Origin of the sequence: Streptomyces sp. NPDC088194 (assembly GCF_040702025.1) — a bacterium.
GTDB lineage: Bacteria > Actinomycetota > Actinomycetes > Streptomycetales > Streptomycetaceae > Actinacidiphila.
In genome coordinates this window covers 1-13,240 of sequence record NZ_JBFBIV010000151.1, presented here as the reverse complement: position 1 = coordinate 13,240, position 13,240 = coordinate 1, and the positions used below count along the sequence as shown (strand labels likewise).

Sequence of the window (13,240 nt, the reverse complement as noted above, 5' to 3'; positions counted from 1 at the left end):
CTCTTAAAACACCCCGGGGGTGTTGGGCGGGGCCCCCCCCCCCCCCGTGTGGTGGTTGCTCGCGCGGTTCCCCGCGCTTCTTGGGGGCGCGACCCTTACGCCTGGGCGGAGCCGAAGCGGCGGTCGCGCTGGGCGTATTCGAGGCAGGCCCGCCACAGGTCGCGGCGGTCGAAGTCCGGCCAGAGCACGTCCTGGAAGACCATCTCCGCGTAGCTGCTCTGCCACAGCAGGTAGTTGGAGGTGCGCTGCTCGCCGCTGGGCCGCAGGAAGAGGTCCACGTCGGGCATGTCGGGGTAGTAGAGGTACTTCGCGAAGGTCTTCTCGTTGACCTTGGACGGGTCGAGCCGGCCCGAGGCGACGTCGCGGGCGAGCGCCTGCGCGGCGTCGGCGATCTCGGCGCGGCCACCGTAGTTCAGGCAGAAGTAGAGCGTCATCGCGTCGTTGTCGACCGTCCGCTCCTGGGCGATCTGGAGTTCGTGCACCACGGACTTCCACATCTTCGGCATCCGGCCCACCCAGCGGATGCGGATGCCGAGTTCGTTCATCTCCTCGCGGCGGCGGCGGATCACGTCGCGGTTGAAGTTCATCAGGAAGCGCACCTCGTCCGGCGAGCGCTTCCAGTTCTCGGTGGAGAAGGCGTACAGCGACAGGTTCTTGACGCCCATCTCCAGGCAGCCCTTGAGCACTTCGAGGACGACGCCCTCGCCGACCTTGTGGCCCTCGGTACGCGGCAGCCCGCGCTCGGTCGCCCACCGGCCGTTGCCGTCCATCACGATGGCGACGTGCTTGGGGACCAGCTCGCCCGGGATCTTCGGCGGATGCGCGCCGGAGGGGTGGGCGTCGGGCGTGCGGTAGGTCTTCCGGTGACGGGTGAGAATCCCGCGTCGTGCCATGGTGGTACGTCTCCCGACAGGTCGTGGCAGGTCGTCGTCGATCATGCGGTGCAGTGCGGTGCGGTGCGTTGTCGTGCGTGCTGGTGCGGTGCGGTGCGGTGCGCTGCGTCGCGGTACGGCGCCGCGCGGTGCCTACTTCTCCACGAAGCGCAGCGACCGCAGTCCGCGCTCCAGATGCCACTGGAGGTAGGCCGCCACCAGCCCGCTGCCCTCACGGCAGTGGCGCGGCTCGCAGGCGTCCGCGGTCTCCCAGTCACCGCCCAGCAGCGCGCCGAGCAGTTCCAGTGCCTCCCGTGAGGGTACGACGCTTCCGGGCACCCGGCACTCGCCGCAGACGACTCCTCCCGCGCCGACCGAAAAGAACCGGTTCGGCCCGGCCATTCCGCACCGGGCGCAGTCGTCGAAACTCGGCGCGTAGCCGTTGACGGCGAGCGAGCGCAGCAGGAAGGCGTCCAGCACCAGCCGCGGCTCGTGCTCGCCCGCGGCGAGGGTGCGCAGCGCGCCGACCAGCAGCAGATACTGCTGCACGGCCGGCTCCCCTTCATGGTCGGTGAAGCGCTCGGCGGTCTCCAGCATGGCGGTGCCCGCGGTGTAGCGCTCGTAGTCGGTGACGATGGTGCCGCCGTACGGGGCGATGGTCTCGCCCTGCGTGCACAGCGGCAGGCCGCGGCCGACGAGCTCCCCGCCCCGGGTGAAGAACTGCACGTCGACGTGGCTGAACGGCTCCAGCCGGGCGCCGAACTTCGACTTGGTGCGCCGCACCCCGCGGGCCACCGCGCGCACCCGGCCGTTCCTGCGGGTCAGCAGGGTGATGATCCGGTCCGCCTCGCCCAGTTTCTGGGTGCGCAGCACGATGCCGTCGTCGCGGAACAGACTCATGCCGACCATTCTCGCCTACGGCGGCGCGGGCCGGGGGAACGATTCGCCGTCAGCGCTCCGTGCCCGGCGCGACCAGGCCCGACTCGTAGGCGGAGATGACCAGTTGGGCGCGGTCGCGGGCGCCCAGCTTGCCCATGATCCGGCTGACGTGGGTCTTCGCGGTGAGCGGGCTCAGGCCCAGCGCCTCGCCGACCTCGTTGTTGTTCAGGCCGCGCGCGACCAGGGTGAGCACCTCCCGTTCCCGGTCGGAGAGGCAGGCCAGCAGGGCCGGGCCGGGCGCGCTGGGCAGCGGGCGGTCCGGCAGCCGCAGCACCCGGGCGATCAGGCGGGCAGTCGGGCCGGGCGACAGCAGCGCGTCACCCGCGGCGACCGTGCGGATGGCGTCCAGGAGTTCGGCGGGCCGGGTGTCCTTGACCATGAAGCCGGACGCGCCCGCGCGCAGCACGGAGACCACGTGATCGTCGTCGTCGTACGTGGTCAGCACCAGCACCCGCACGCCCGCGAGGTCGTCGTCGGCGGCGATCCTGCGGGTCGCCTCGATGCCGTCGAGCTCCGGCATGCGGATGTCCATCACGACCACGTCCGCGCGGGTGCCGTGGGCCATCTCGACGGCTTCCAGGCCGTTGCCCGCCTCGCCGACCACCACCATGTCCGGCGCGGACTCGACGAGCATCGCGAACGCGGCGCGCACCAGGTTCTGGTCGTCGGCGAGCAGGACCCGGATCGGCGTGGACTCGGTCATCTCTGGTCTCCCTGGGGTGCGAGGGGCTCCGCCGGTTCCTGCGGGGTCGGTTCCTGCGGGCTGGGTTCCGGCTGCCCTGGCGGGGTGAGCGGGAGTTCCGCGTGCACGGCGAAGCCGGGGCCGTCGGTGCGGGGGCCCGCGGTGAGGGTGCCGCCGACGCTGCGGGCCCGCTCGCGCATGCCCACGATGCCGAAGCCTTCCGTGCGGTGCGGGGGCGGGGCCTGGCGGGCGTGCGGTCCGTCGTCCTCGATGCGCAGCCTCAGGCGGTCGCCCTCGCGATGTACGGCGACGGTGATGCGGGGGGCGGTGGCGCCGTGGCGGACGGCGTTGGTGAGGGCTTCCTGCACGATGCGGTAGGCGGCGGCCTGGACCGCGGGTCCTGGGTCGCGCTGCCCCTCGCCGGACCACCTGCCGGTGGCGGGCCGGTCACTGGGGCACCCCTGACCGGGCACCTCGGGCCCTGCGAGGTCGAGGGCGAGGTGGACCTTCGCGCCGGTGGCCTCGGCGGCCCGGGTGAGGGTGGGGATGCCGGCCAGGGACGGGAGGGGGCCGTCGCCGTCGGCGCGCAGCACGCGCAGGGTGGTGCGCAGTTCCGCGCGGGCCTCGCGGCAGGTGTCGGCGATGGCGTCGAGCGCGGAGGCGACCGCGGTGCGGTCGAGCCGGTCGGGGTCGGCGACGAGGACGTGCGCGGCGACCGACGTCTGGACGCCGATCAGGGTGATGGAGTGCGCGAGCAGGTCGTGCAGGTCGCGGGCGATCCGCAGCCGTTCCTCGGCGACCCGGCGGGCGGCCTCCTCCTCCCGGGTGCGCTCGGCGCGTTCCGCGCGCTCGGTGACCGCGGCCACGTAGTTGCGGTGCACCCGCACGCCCTCGCCGGCCGCCGGCACCGCCAGAATCCACCCGGCGCTCTGCAGCATCGTGGCGGCCTCGTGCTGCTTGCCGACCGTCGACATGATGACCAGCATCGCGCCGACCACCACCGGCACCGTCAGCACGGTGCGCAGGTGCGGCCCGGCGACGGCCAGCGCGTACAGGGCGACGATGCTGGAGGGGATCGGCGCGATCTGGATGTACTGGAGGTAGTGGTACAGCGCGACGACGCCCACCATGCCCAGCAGGCACAGCATCGGCGTCCGGCGGCGCCACACCAGCACCACGGCGCTGGCGGTCAGCAGGGTCCAGCCGAGCGCGTCTGGACGGTGGCTGCCGGTCCCCTCGGGCAGCACCGCGGCCACGACCGTCTGGTCCACCAGGATCAGGGCGGCGAGCGCCACGTCGTTCCGGGAGACCTTCGGGCGCGGGGGTCCGGAGACGCCCGCCGTGAAGAGCGACAGCAGCGCGGATTCTGAGGGCACGCGGACATCCTCCGTGACAGCGGGCGGCGTACTCCACCCTCCCGCCGTGACGGCGCCTCCCTCGTCGGGCCCGCGGCCGAGAACGCCCTACTCCCCGGGGCGACCGGCGAAGACCCGCTACTCCGCGGGGAGTAGCCGCACCCGTGTCCCCAGGCCCCGGCGGGCTCCCCCGGCATCAGGCCGACCAAGCACAGGCATGCAAGCCGCCGCCCAGCATCAAGGCCGACCGGCCACAAGCGTGCAAGCCGCCGCCCACCATCAAGCCGACGCAACCCCCAGCGCCAACCCCACCGCGAACCGTGGCCACGCCACCGGCATGGTCACCACAGTGCCGCCGGCCGGGGCCGGGCCGACGGTCCTCAACACGGCCAAGCCCGCGGCAGGCGTCACGCAGCTGTCGCGGCCGCCTTCAGCAGGCGGTCGATGTGGTCGGTGTGCAGCGACAGGCAGCGGCCGATCGCCTCCAACACGTCCCGCTCGGCGGGCAGGTAGGGCCCGTCGGCGAGCGCGATGTGCGCGCCTTCGAGCAGCACCCGCTCGCGGCCCTGGGGCGCGAGGTGGTCGGCGAGCGGCTCCAGCGCTTCGTGCAGCTCGATCGACAGCCAGCTGCCGCAGCCGTCGACGGCCTCGGCGAAGGAGTCGGGACCGAGCTCGTCGGAGCGGCGGAACCGGCCCTCGTCGGCGACGATCGCGGCGAGCAGGCCGAGGAGTTGGTCCTCGGTGCAGTCGCTGAAGCCCGCGGCGCGCACCGCACTCACCGCGGCCTCGCGGGTCGACCTGGCGGTGCCGCCGCCCGCGGTGAGCACCGCGAGCGCGATGGTGTGCACCGCGTCCCGCAGCATCGCGGCGAAGCGGGTGGTGGTCGGGCAGAGCAGCACCTCGGAGCCGTACTGCTGGTGGCAGGCGGCGCACTCGATGACGGTGCCGGCCGGACCCCGGGCGAACAGCGGCACGTTGAGCACCGTCAGCCTGCGGGTGCCGGTTCTGCGGTGGTACGCGCGGTCGCCGCCGCACTCGGGGCAGTAGAACTCGCCGTCGTCCTCGGTGTGCCAGGCCGTGCGCACACCCCAGATAGGCCCCAGTCTCATCGCACCCTCCGGCCGTCCTCGTCCCGGTACGCATCCGCAACGGCCCGAACGTGCGCAGCGGCCACGGTGCCGTACAGCGTGATGTTAGCCACAGTGGACAGGTCCAGTCAGTACCGCGTACGAGGGCAATTCACCTGGGCGGGTGTTCCGGTGGCCGTTGCGGCGGGTGGTCCGGCGCACGGCCCGGCCGTTTCCGCTGGTTCGGCCGGTGCCGCCGGTTCAGCTGATTCCGGTGGTCCGGCCGGTTCGCGGATGCCGCGGATGCCGCCCGCCCTCCTGCTCAGCCGTGCACCACGAGCGAGGAGATCCGGTTGTCCCAGTCGGCGCCCAGGTAGGGCTGGTCGCCGACCCAGACACGGGTCTCGCCGCGGTATCCGGCGCCGTCCCAGCCCTCGACGACCGCGCAGCCGCCGTGGTCCCGGAAGGACGAGACCGCGTGGTCCCAACTGCGGCCGAGGCTGTCGGAGATGCCGAAGACGCCCACCCCGCCGGCGTCGCAACGCCCGGTGTCACTGCGGATGTCGGTGGCCCCGCCGGTGTACGCGGCGCCGGTGTACCAGGTCATCAGCAGGGTGCCGGAGCGGGCCTCACGGGTGTCGGCGGCGGCGCCGCAGCGGGCGGTGGGGGCGTCCGCGCGGTGCAGGGTGAGCACGCAGTGGGCGTGCGAGAGCACCTCGGACGCCTGCTCGCCGGCGGGCCGCGCCTGCGCGGTCTGCTGGGGGGTGGGTACGGGCGGGGGCGGCGCCGGGTCCACCGCGCGGGCGGTGGCGGGCCCGGCCGTGGCGGCGGCCAGCAGGGCGGCGGCCAGCAGGGCGGCGGCCACGGCCGTGAGAAGCGCGAATGCGGGTCTTGCGCGCCGCGGGGCGGTACGGCGCCCGACGGACGTACGCGTTCTGGACATGGGTTTCAGGGGCATGCCCGCCACCGTAGGAACGCGGTGGCCGCGAGCCGGGCGCGGACATCGGCCGACCGCGGGAAATCACCCGGGTGCGTGAGCGCCGGCCGTACGTTGACGGGCGTCGGGCCGGGACCGGAACGGACCCGGACGACGACCGGAACGGCGGCCGGCGATCACGCGGAATTGACGGGTGATCAGCGGGCCGCGCGGTTGACGGCGGAGACGACGGCCTGCAGCGAGGCGCGGGTGGTGTTGGCGTCGACGCCGATGCCCCACATCACGCGGCCGTCGATGGCGCACTCGATGTACGACGCGGCCTGCGCGGACGCGCCCTCGCTGAGGGTGTGCTCGGAGTAGTCCAGCAGCCGGGCGTCCACCCCGACGGCGGCCAGCGCGTCGAAGAACGCCGAGATCGGGCCGTTGCCGGTGCCGGTCAGGGTGGTCGGCACGCCGTCCACCTCGGCGCCCACGGTCAGCGCGTCGGTGCCGTCGCTGGAGGTGGAGGTCTGGGCGGAGCGCAGCGCGATCCGGCCCCAGGCGTGCTCCGGGGTGGGCAGGTACTCGTCCTGGAAGATCGACCAGATCTGCGCCGGGGTGACCTCGCCGCCGTCGGTGTCGGTCTTGTTCTGGATGATCTTCGAGAACTCGATCTGCATCCGGCGCGGCAGGTCCAGCTTGTGGTCGTTCTTCAGCACGTAGGCGATGCCGCCCTTGCCGGACTGCGAGTTGACCCGGATCACGGCCTCGTAGGAGCGGCCGACGTCCTTGGGGTCGATCGGCAGGTAGGGCACCGCCCACTCGATCTCGTCGACGGTCTTGCCCTGGGCGGCCGCGTCGGCCTCCATCGCCTCGAAGCCCTTCTTGATGGCGTCCTGGTGGGAGCCGGAGAAGGACGTGTAGACCAGGTCGCCCGCGTAGGGGTGGCGCGGGTGGATCTCCATCTGGTTGCAGTACTCGGCGGTGCGGCGGATCTCGTCGATCTGCGAGAAGTCGATCTGCGGGTCGATGCCCTGGCTGAACAGGTTCATGCCCAGCGTGACCAGGTCCACGTTGCCGGTCCGCTCGCCCTGCCCGAACAGGCAGCCCTCGATCCGGTCCGCCCCGGCCATCAGCGCCAGCTCGGCGGCGGCCACCGCGGTGCCGCGGTCGTTGTGCGGGTGCACCGACAGGCATACGTACTCGCGCCGGGACAGGTTCCGCGACATCCACTCGAACCGGTCGGCGTGCGTGGAGGGGGTGGAGCGCTCGACGGTGGCCGGCAGGTTCAGGATGATCTCGCGGCCGTCCTCGGGCTGCCAGACGTCCATCACGCCCTCGCAGACCTCCAGCGCGAAGTCCAGCTCGGTGTCGGTGAAGATCTCCGGGCTGTACTGGTAGCCGAAGACCGTGTCCTGGCCGAGGATCTTGTCGGCGTACTCCACCACCAGCCGGGTGCCGTCCACCGCGATCTGCCGCACCTGGTCGCGGCTGCCGCGGAAGACCACCCGCCGGAAGACCGGCGCCGTCGCGTTGTACAGGTGGATGGTCGCCTTGCGGGCGCCGACCAGCGACTGGACGGTCCGCTCGATCAGTTCCTCGCGGGACTGGGTGAGGACGGAGATCGTCACGTCGTCCGGGATCGCGTCCTGCTCGATGATGGAGCGCACGAAGTCGAAGTCGGTCTGGCCGGAGGCGGGGAAGCCGACCTCGATCTCCTTGTAGCCCATCCGCACCAGCAGGTCGAACATCTCCCGCTTGCGGGCCGGCGACATCGGGTCGATCAGTGCCTGGTTGCCGTCGCGCAGGTCGGTGGACAGCCACCGGGGGGCCTTGGTGACGCGCGCGTCGGGCCAGGTGCGGTCGGGGATGTCGACCTGCTCGTACCGCCCGTACTTGTGGATCGGCATCGAGGTCGCGCGCTGCGTGACGGTCTCGGCGGTGATGGGCGTGGCACGGCCGACGCGGTTGCTGCTGGGCTGCGAGTTCATCGGGGGTGGCTCTCCTCGGGGGTCCGCTCGGGGCGGCCGACGGCTTGGGAACGCCCAAACTCCGCGGGGAGGGGGTCGGCCTACGACTACAGGCCCTCGCCGCGGCAGCTAAGGAGAAGCAGCCCGAAACGCATGAGACCGACCCTAGCCGAACCGCGGACGGAAGTCGCAGCCGGTGCGTACTTCCTCTCAGCATGCAAGACGACCGGGGCGTCCACCCCGGTCCGCGCGATTCCCTCCTTTCCGTGGTGTGAACGGGAAAATGGTGACACACAGTGCCCGAGCTGACACATTCCGGTCATGGGAGTTTTCTGCACGATCGTGCCGCCGCACATCCTGGACCGCCTCGCCCGGTCCGACGACCCGGAGCTGTCCGCGACTGCCCGCCACACCCTGGAGCACGACGCCCGGCAGCGGACCCGGCGGCGGCTGAACGCGGTGGTCGGACCACCCGGCGGCGCCCCGTCCGCCGCCGCCCCGGCCGCGCCCGCCGACCAGCCGCAGCGCACGATCTACGACGCCAAACACAAGGACGACCTGCCCGGGCGCAAGGTCCGCGCCGAGGGCGCGAAGCCGTCCCGGGACGCCAGCGTCAACCGCGCCTACGACGGGCTCGGCGCCACCTTCGAGACCTACCTCAAGGCGTACGCCCGGCACTCCATCGACGGCCACGGGCTGCCGCTGACCGCCAGCGTGCACTACCTGGAGGGCTACAACAACGCCTTCTGGAACGGCGAGCAGATGGTCTTCGGCGACGGAGACGGCAAGATCTTCCTCGACTTCACCATCCCCATCGACGTCATCGGCCACGAACTGACCCACGGCGTCACCCAGTTCACCGCGAACCTCGACTACCAGGACCAGTCCGGCGCGCTCAACGAATCGATCTCCGACGTCTTCGGCAGCCTGATCAAGCAGTTCACGCTCGGGCAGACCGCCGACCAGGCGGACTGGCTGATCGGCGCCGGGCTGCTCGCCCCCGGCGTGCACGGCGTCGCGCTGCGCTCCATGAAGGCCCCGGGCACCGCCTACGACGACCCGCACCTCGGCAAGGACCCGCAGCCGGGCACCATGGCCGGCTACGTCTCGGGCCCGGACGACAACGGCGGGGTGCACATCAACTCCGGCATTCCCAACCACGCGTTCTACCTCGCCGCGGCCTCGCTCGGCGGGCACGCCTGGGAGCAGGCCGGGCAGATCTGGTACGACACCCTCACCGGCGGCTCGCTCGCCTCCGACACGGACTTCGCCGCTTTCGCCGAGGCCACGGCCGCGGCGGCGAAGGCGCGTTACGGTGAGGGCGCGCAGTACCAGGCGGTGCGGTCCGCGTGGACCACGGTGGGCGTCACCGGCTCCTCCGGCTCCTCCGGCTCCTCCGGCTCCACCGGTTCGGCCGAACTGCCGCGCCAGCAGCCCGGCGAGCAGACCCAGGAGGCGTAACTCCCGTGCGTATCGAGGTGGTCCGCTCCGGTGGGTTCGCCGGCATCCCCCGGCGGGCCACCCTCGACACCGCCGACCACCCCGACGCGCCCCACCTCGAAGCCCTCGCCCGAGCCGCCCTCACCCCTCCGGGCGACCACCCGCGCGCCCCCGTCCCCGACGGCTTCACCTACACCCTCACGGTCGACACCCGCGAAGTCCGCTGCGCCGACCCCGGACTCACCCCCGCCCAACGGGAGTTGATCACCGCGGTCCTGCACGAGGGCGCGTGACCACCGCCTGCCGCCCCGCCCGTACCGACCCGGCCACGCACGCGTAAGCGCACCGGCGACAGTGGCGACCCCTGCCACCCGCAGGGGCCGCCCCCACCGACCGGATCTACGCAGCCGGGGCCACCTTCCGCAGCACCGCCACGAACTCGCGCATCCACACCGGATGGTCGGGCCAGGCCCGCGCGGAGACCAGTCGGCCGTCGACCACGCCGTCACCGTCCTCGTACTGCGCGCCGGCCGCCACGACGTCCGGCTCCAGCGCCGGATACGCCGCCGTACGACGGCCGGTGAGCGACCCCGTGGCGGCCGGGATCAGCGGGCCGTGGCAGATCTGCGCGACCGGCTTGCCCTCCTCGAAGAAGTGGGCCACGATCCGGCGCAGCCGCGGATCGTTGCGCAGGTACTCCGGCGCCCGGCCGCCCGGGATCACCAGCGCGGCGTACCCGGCCGGGTCGACCTCGTCGAAGCCGAGGTCCGCGGGCCACGTGTAGCCGGGCTTCTCGGTGTACGTGTCGAAGCCGTCCACGAAGTCGTGCACCACGAACTGGAGCGTCTTACGGGTCGGCGCGGCGATCTCCACCGCGTAGCCCTCTTCCTGCAACCGCTGGTACGGGTAGAGCACTTCCAGGGATTCGGCAGCGTCCCCGGTCACCAGAAGGATCTTCACCGTCATCGTCAGGTCCCTTCCACTCACTCCCCCACGCCGCTCTCGGCGCCGGCTCCCCCACGATGCCCCACCCCCGCCTCGGATAACGCCCCATCCACCCCGAACGGCGCAACCAGCTCCACCCCGCCAGGTCCCGCCCACCCCGGAGGGGCCGTGCAAGGTCAGGGGCGGGGGGAACTGGGTGACAAGCCGCCCTCGACCGCGAGGTCCCGCGGCTCGGGGGCAGGGGCACCCTGGGGGGTCCCGTCACCCCGGGAGCGGCGAACCGTGAGGAAGACCAGCACTCCGCCCGCCAGCGCGGCCAGCGCACTCGCCAGGAAGATCCGGTCCAACCCGGACGCGTATCCGGCCCGCACGCTGCCGCCGTGACGCGTGACGTCCCGCAGTCGTGACGTGAAGATCGAGCCGAACAGCGCGATGCCGAGGCTCATCCCGAGCTGGCGGAAGGTGTTGACCGCGCCGCCCGCCATGCCCGCGCGGTTCGGGGGCACCGCCTCCACGGCCGTGGAGACCAGCACCGGCGTCGACAGGCCGACGCCCACACCCATGACCGCGAGCCCCGCGTACAGCGAGGACGCGTGCGACCCCGCGGACACCGACTGCCACATGATGCCCGCGCCGACACCGACCAGCACCAGGCCGCCACCGACCAGCAGCGCGGGCGAGAACCGGTGGGTGTGCTTCCCGGCCGCCGCGGCCACCACGAAGGACGCCACCGCCAGCGGCATCAGCGCGAGACCACCGCGGATCGGGCTGAGGCCGAGGATGTTCTGCAACCACAGCGAGATGTAGACGAACCCGCCGAACGCGCCCGCCTGGAAGAGCACGGCGCCACCGAGCAGCCCGGAGAAGGTCGGGCGACGCAGCAGGGACAGGTCGAGCATCGGGTGCGCGGTGGCCAGTTCGGCGACCACGAACCCGACTACGGCCAGCACGGCCAGCGCGAAGGCTCCAAGCGTCAGACCGTCGGTCCAGCCGTGGTCGCCGCCACGGATCAGCGCGTACGTCAGCGCCGCCGCGGCCACGGTGAAGAGGACCGCGCCCGGCACGTCCAGCCGTCCGGTGCCGCGCTTGCCGGCCGGCAGCACCCGCAGCGTGAGAACGATGGCGACCACCGCGATCGGCAGGTTGACCAGGAAGATCGCCTGCCAGCTGAAACCTTGCGTGAGCAGACCGCCCAGCACCGGGCCGAGCGCGGCGGCGGCACCGTTGACCGCGCCCCACACGCCGAAGGCGACACCGCGGTCGCGGCCGTGGTAGGTCGCGGCGACCAGCGCCGCCGACGTCGCGAACATCGCCGCACCGCCGACGCCCTGCACCCCCCGCCAGGTGATCAGCACGGCGGCGTTCGGGGCGAGCGCGCAGCCCAGCGAGGCGATGGCGAAGACGACCAGGCCGATCGCGTACAGCTTCCGGTGCCCGAACAGGTCGGCCAGCGACCCGGCGGCCAGCAGCAGGGCCGCCAGCGCCAGGGCGTACATGTCCATCACCCACTGCAGGGAGGTGAAGGACGCGTGGAGGTCGGACGCCATGCTCGGCAGTGCGACGTTCACGATGGTGACGTCGACCAGCAGGATGAAGGCGCCCAGGCAGATCGCCACAAGTGGCAGCCACTTGCGCATGGGTGGGACTCCGTTCGGGTTCGCGTGATGTGATCACCTCACCATCGGGCAAACGCCGCTCCGCTCCCCAGCCAGAACCGCCTTGGCGGCGCATTTCGACAGAACCTAGGCTGTGGTGATGGAATCCGACACCGATTTCGACCCCGGCATCGACACTGGTATCGACACCGACGCGCGCGCGACCACCGACACCGACACCGTCTGGAGCGCGCTGGCCGGTCTCGACCTGCTCGACCGGCGGCTCGTGCACGCCCTCCAGATCGACGGGCGGGCCCCGTTCAGCCGGCTCGCGGAGGTGCTGGGCGTCTCGGACCAGACCGTCGCCCGCCGCTACGGCCGGCTGCGCCGCGAGAAGACCGTACGGGTGCTGGGCCTGGCCGACCCGCTGCGGATCGGGCTGACCCCCTGGATGGTCCGGGTGCGCTGCACGCCCGACGCGGCCGGCTCGATCGGTGCGGCGCTGGCCCGCAGGACCGACACCCGCTGGGTCAACCTGATCTCCGGCGGCACCGAGATCAGTTGCCTCACCCAGGCCGCCGCGCCCGGCCACGACGACACGCTGCTGCTCCAGAAGCTCCCGCGCACCCCGCGGGTGGTGCAGGTGACCGCGCACGCGATGCTGCACATGTTCTTCGGGAAGGACCTCAGCCCGGTCAGCCGCAGCAGCGCGCTCACGCCCGACGAGATCGCCGCGCTGACGCCCCCGGACGCGCCCGGCAACCCGACCCGCGGCCCGGCCGGCGTCCCGACCGGCCCGCCCGCCGACCCCGTCCCGCTCGGGCCCGGCGACCACCTCATGTGCGACGCCCTCGCGCAGGACGGCCGGACCTCCGCCGCCGAACTGGCCGCCGTCACCGGCTGGTCGCAGAGCACGGTACGGCGCCGCCTGTCCGAACTGCGTTCCGCCGGCGTCCTCTACTACGACCTCGACTTCGGCAACGGCCTGTTCAAGTCCGAACTGCGCGCCGCGCTCTGGCTGGAGGTCGAACCGGCCCGGCTCGCCGAGGTCGGCGCCGCCCTCGCGGACCACAGCGAGGTCGCGTTCGCGGCGGCCACCACCGGGGCGACCAACATCTACGCGTCCGTCAGCTGCAAGGACCCCGAGGCCCTCTACCGCTATCTCACCGGGCCCGTCGCCGCGTTGCCCGGCTTGCGCCGGACCGAGACCGCCCCCATCCACCGCCTCCTCAAGGGACCCGGCCCCTACGCCGCGTAAGCGATTCCCGCCGCGAGGGCCCCGCCCCCTCCCCACCTCCCGCCCGGTGGAGGGCTGGTCGCGCAGTTCCCCGCGCCCGGCGTTCTGCCGCGGAAGGAGCCGCACAGACCAAGCCGCCCAGCCCCAAACCCCCAAGCCGGGCCGCCCCGCCCGCCGTCCGCGAGACCGAGCACACCGCCCTGCGCGCCGAGCCAACGCCTC

General features: G+C 72.6%; 12 protein-coding genes. 3 read left to right on the top strand and 9 right to left on the bottom strand.

What is annotated here, in order from left to right:
- Positions 1-95 precede the first annotated feature (95 nt).
- The 7 genes from AB0399_RS38655 to leuA form a co-directional block, all read right to left on the bottom strand.
- Positions 96-893, bottom strand: coding sequence for an isoprenyl transferase (locus tag AB0399_RS38655; protein ID WP_328463856.1), 798 nt, complete (start codon positions 891-893; stop codon positions 96-98).
- 132 nt (positions 894-1,025) lie between these two features.
- Complete coding sequence (gene recO / locus AB0399_RS38650; RefSeq protein ID WP_329369614.1) at positions 1,026-1,772, bottom strand: DNA repair protein RecO; 747 nt, start codon at positions 1,770-1,772, stop codon at positions 1,026-1,028.
- A gap of 49 nt (positions 1,773-1,821) precedes the next feature.
- Positions 1,822-2,514, bottom strand: coding sequence for a response regulator transcription factor (locus tag AB0399_RS38645; protein WP_366414464.1), 693 nt, complete (start codon positions 2,512-2,514; stop codon positions 1,822-1,824).
- Positions 2,511-3,764, bottom strand: a complete 1,254-nt coding sequence (locus tag AB0399_RS38640; RefSeq protein WP_366414465.1) for a sensor histidine kinase — start codon at positions 3,762-3,764, stop codon at positions 2,511-2,513. The genes AB0399_RS38645 and AB0399_RS38640 overlap by 4 nt, the downstream gene beginning before the upstream one ends.
- Before the next feature lie 491 nt (positions 3,765-4,255).
- Positions 4,256-4,957 (bottom strand): TerB family tellurite resistance protein, encoded by a 702-nt coding sequence (locus AB0399_RS38635; RefSeq protein ID WP_328463862.1) that lies wholly within the window; start codon positions 4,955-4,957, stop codon positions 4,256-4,258.
- Between the two features lie 280 nt (positions 4,958-5,237).
- A complete protein-coding gene (locus tag AB0399_RS38630; RefSeq protein ID WP_366414463.1) occupies positions 5,238-5,873 on the bottom strand; it encodes a hypothetical protein in 636 nt (211 codons plus the stop codon).
- A gap of 176 nt (positions 5,874-6,049) precedes the next feature.
- Entirely contained in the window at positions 6,050-7,822 is a 1,773-nt protein-coding gene (gene leuA, locus AB0399_RS38625; RefSeq protein ID WP_329369608.1) for a 2-isopropylmalate synthase, read from the bottom strand.
- A gap of 300 nt (positions 7,823-8,122) precedes the next feature.
- Here leuA and AB0399_RS38620 point away from each other — a divergent pair, with 300 nt between their 5' ends.
- Both AB0399_RS38620 and AB0399_RS38615 read left to right on the top strand, forming a co-directional pair.
- Positions 8,123-9,262, top strand: coding sequence for a M4 family metallopeptidase (locus tag AB0399_RS38620; RefSeq protein WP_329369606.1), 1,140 nt, complete (start codon positions 8,123-8,125; stop codon positions 9,260-9,262).
- 5 nt (positions 9,263-9,267) lie between these two features.
- Positions 9,268-9,534 (top strand): protealysin inhibitor emfourin, encoded by a 267-nt coding sequence (locus AB0399_RS38615; protein WP_329369605.1) that lies wholly within the window; start codon positions 9,268-9,270, stop codon positions 9,532-9,534.
- Positions 9,535-9,640: 106 nt separating this feature from the next.
- On the opposite strand, the gene AB0399_RS38610 is transcribed toward AB0399_RS38615, so the two are convergent.
- Both AB0399_RS38610 and AB0399_RS38605 read right to left on the bottom strand, forming a co-directional pair.
- Positions 9,641-10,207: a DJ-1/PfpI family protein gene (locus AB0399_RS38610; RefSeq protein WP_328463879.1), complete on the bottom strand. Its 567-nt coding sequence runs from the start codon at positions 10,205-10,207 to the stop codon at positions 9,641-9,643.
- 155 nt (positions 10,208-10,362) lie between these two features.
- Positions 10,363-11,823, bottom strand: coding sequence for an MFS transporter (locus AB0399_RS38605; RefSeq protein WP_366414462.1), 1,461 nt, complete (start codon positions 11,821-11,823; stop codon positions 10,363-10,365).
- 118 nt (positions 11,824-11,941) lie between these two features.
- On the opposite strand from AB0399_RS38605, the gene AB0399_RS38600 reads away from it, so the two are divergent.
- Positions 11,942-13,039, top strand: a complete 1,098-nt coding sequence (locus AB0399_RS38600) for an AsnC family transcriptional regulator (protein ID WP_366414461.1) — start codon at positions 11,942-11,944, stop codon at positions 13,037-13,039.
- The last annotated feature ends 201 nt before the right edge of the window (positions 13,040-13,240 follow it).

Bases quoted from the DNA above. Each gene is read 5' to 3' on its own strand.
- AB0399_RS38635 (WP_328463862.1), bottom strand. From the start codon at position 4,957: ATGAGACTGGGGCCTATCTGGGGTGTGCGCACGGCCTGGCACACCGAG.
- AB0399_RS38645 (WP_366414464.1), bottom strand. From the start codon at position 2,514: ATGACCGAGTCCACGCCGATCCGGGTCCTGCTCGCCGACGACCAGAAC.
- AB0399_RS38630 (WP_366414463.1), bottom strand. From the start codon at position 5,873: ATGCCCCTGAAACCCATGTCCAGAACGCGTACGTCCGTCGGGCGCCGT.
- AB0399_RS38600 (WP_366414461.1), top strand. From the start codon at position 11,942: ATGGAATCCGACACCGATTTCGACCCCGGCATCGACACTGGTATCGAC.
- AB0399_RS38605 (WP_366414462.1), bottom strand. From the start codon at position 11,823: ATGCGCAAGTGGCTGCCACTTGTGGCGATCTGCCTGGGCGCCTTCATC.
- AB0399_RS38610 (WP_328463879.1), bottom strand. From the start codon at position 10,207: ATGACGGTGAAGATCCTTCTGGTGACCGGGGACGCTGCCGAATCCCTG.
- AB0399_RS38655 (WP_328463856.1), bottom strand. From the start codon at position 893: ATGGCACGACGCGGGATTCTCACCCGTCACCGGAAGACCTACCGCACG.
- AB0399_RS38620 (WP_329369606.1), top strand. From the start codon at position 8,123: ATGGGAGTTTTCTGCACGATCGTGCCGCCGCACATCCTGGACCGCCTC.
- recO (WP_329369614.1), bottom strand. From the start codon at position 1,772: ATGAGTCTGTTCCGCGACGACGGCATCGTGCTGCGCACCCAGAAACTG.
- leuA (WP_329369608.1), bottom strand. From the start codon at position 7,822: ATGAACTCGCAGCCCAGCAGCAACCGCGTCGGCCGTGCCACGCCCATC.